Consider the following 2,024-nt stretch of genomic DNA (forward strand, 5'->3'; position numbering starts at 1 on the left):
GTCGCTGAGGTCTGTCTACTACTACGGGCTCAAGGCACCAATGATAAATCAACCTCGCTTCGCCAGCCGCTAAAGGATTAATTCGATAAACCCCATTTTCGTTCCTCTGATGGCGCTGCCGTAGGCGGCATGGGGGTCTACACTGAAAAGGAAGCAAGGGGACGAAGCAAGGGGACGGTTCTTTTGCTTCCTACTCTGAGAATAAATGTACAACGTTTTAGCCCATAGAGAGAATCTAAAAGATGCAGGGTCGAATTCATTCGCACAAATGCAACATTGTCCGGCACCGAAGCGCCGTGTGCGATTAAACTCGCACCTGTATCAAGAGCACCGCTACAGCCCTTGGAGTATGATAATCCGCAAAGGAGTGAACGGCATGGCGCCGAATAAAATAATCCTGCGCTTTGGCCAGAACACGTCTGATCAGCCGATTATATACCGTCTGGTCAAGGACTACGACCTGGTCATCAATATCCTCAAGGCCAACGTCAACCCCAATAAAGAGGGAACGATGGTTTTGGAGCTTACCGGGGAAAAATACGAGGAGGGGCTGGACTACCTGCGAGACCAGGGAATCAGAGTGCAGCCGCTTGCGGAAGAAGTCTTCCGCAACGAGGAAAGGTGCATCAGCTGCGGAGCGTGTACGGGTATCTGCCCCACCGGCGCACTGAGCCTGGAAAGACCTTCCATGGAAGTAAAGTTTGACAGCGATAACTGCATCGTCTGTCAGTTGTGTGTCAAAGTCTGCCCGCTAAAAGCAATGGAGGTCAGATTTTAGATTTGGAATACCTGAAGCGTACTTACCGGACTTTATTCCACCAGGACGACCTGGTCCATTTCCAGGTGGTGGTGCGCCAGACCGACCTGGATATCGGGGTGCGCCGGGAGAGGTTTTCTCCTGCATTGGCGAACTGGGTGGAAAAGCTGCTCCGGGAACTACGGGAGCCTTTTGAAGTATATATTAAGGAGCACCCGGCTTTTCTTCATTCACTGGTACCGTGCGAACCGCTGTCCGGCGCCCCGCCCATCGCCGTCGACATGGCGCAGGCGGCCCGCCTCGCCGGGGTAGGCCCGATGGCCGCCGTGGCCGGAGCTTTTGCCCAGTACATCGGTAGGGCTCTGGCCAGACGGTCAAAGGATATCATTGTTGAAAACGGCGGCGACATCTACCTGCGCAGCACCCGCCGGCGTACTATAGGTATTTTTGCCGGGGCCTCCCCCCTGTCGAACCGTATTGCCCTCGAAATCAAACCGGAGGACACCCCAATAGGTATCTGCACTTCTTCAGGCACTGTGGGCCCTTCCTTCAGTAAGGGCCGCGCGGACGCCGCCGTGATCCTCTCACCTTCCGCCATCCTGGCCGACGCCGTGGCCACGGCAGCCGGCAACATGGTCCAAGATAGCGGTGATGTTCAGACGGCCGCCGAATTCGCCACAGCAATCGAAGGGGTCACCGGGGCGGTTATCATAAAGGACGACCGCCTGGCCGCCTGCGGCAAGTTAAAGCTTGTTCCCCTTGTCCCGCGTAGCTATTAGATAAATGTGATTATGCACTACCAGAAAATGCAGGTGCGAATTCATTCACACAAAAGCCACATTAGGCAACCAGGTGCGGCGCTGACGCGCCGTGTGCAATTAAAATCGCACCTCGTATATACTAGTGATAAAACCTTGGTCTACACAAAGGTCAAGAGCTTAAAGACATAGAATTCTTTTCGCAATGTCTGAGGGCAGCGTATCGCACCTTGAGGTTAATGGACTCGTGATGTAGGATGCTGCCTCGGCTTTGCGAGACAAGACTCGAATAAGTAGGTTGTCGTAATGCGACGCATAACGAACGAGGCCGAGTTTGCTCCAAAGCTGAGGGTTCCCCATGACAGGAATATCATGCTTTGGAGGGTATAGCGTGAAAACATTCACAGCAAGGGTTGAAGGCCCCTGAGGTTAAAAAAGAGTATAGCAAACAAGCCCTAACAGAAGCAGAGCGTAGAATGGGTTAAGCGGGCAGCGTGATATGCTCGGGG

General features: G+C 53.7%; 2 protein-coding genes. Both read left to right on the plus strand.

Annotated elements, in window-relative coordinates; all coding sequences use genetic code 11:
- Positions 1-376 precede the first annotated feature (376 nt).
- Entirely contained in the window at positions 377-778 is a 402-nt protein-coding gene (locus Psfp_RS20880; RefSeq protein WP_134220434.1) for an NIL domain-containing protein, read from the plus strand.
- A gap of 2 nt (positions 779-780) precedes the next feature.
- On the plus strand, positions 781-1,536 hold the full coding sequence (locus tag Psfp_RS20885) for a UPF0280 family protein (protein WP_134220435.1): 756 nt from the start codon (positions 781-783) through the stop codon (positions 1,534-1,536).
- Positions 1,537-2,024 lie beyond the last annotated feature (488 nt).

The sequence above is a fragment of the Pelotomaculum sp. FP genome (assembly GCF_004369245.1).
Classification (GTDB): domain Bacteria; phylum Bacillota; class Desulfotomaculia; order Desulfotomaculales; family Pelotomaculaceae; genus Pelotomaculum_C; species Pelotomaculum_C schinkii.

Coding starts and splice junctions, on each gene's coding strand:
- Psfp_RS20880 (WP_134220434.1), top strand. CDS start 377: ATGGCGCCGAATAAAATAATCCTGCGCTTTGGCCAGAACACGTCTGAT.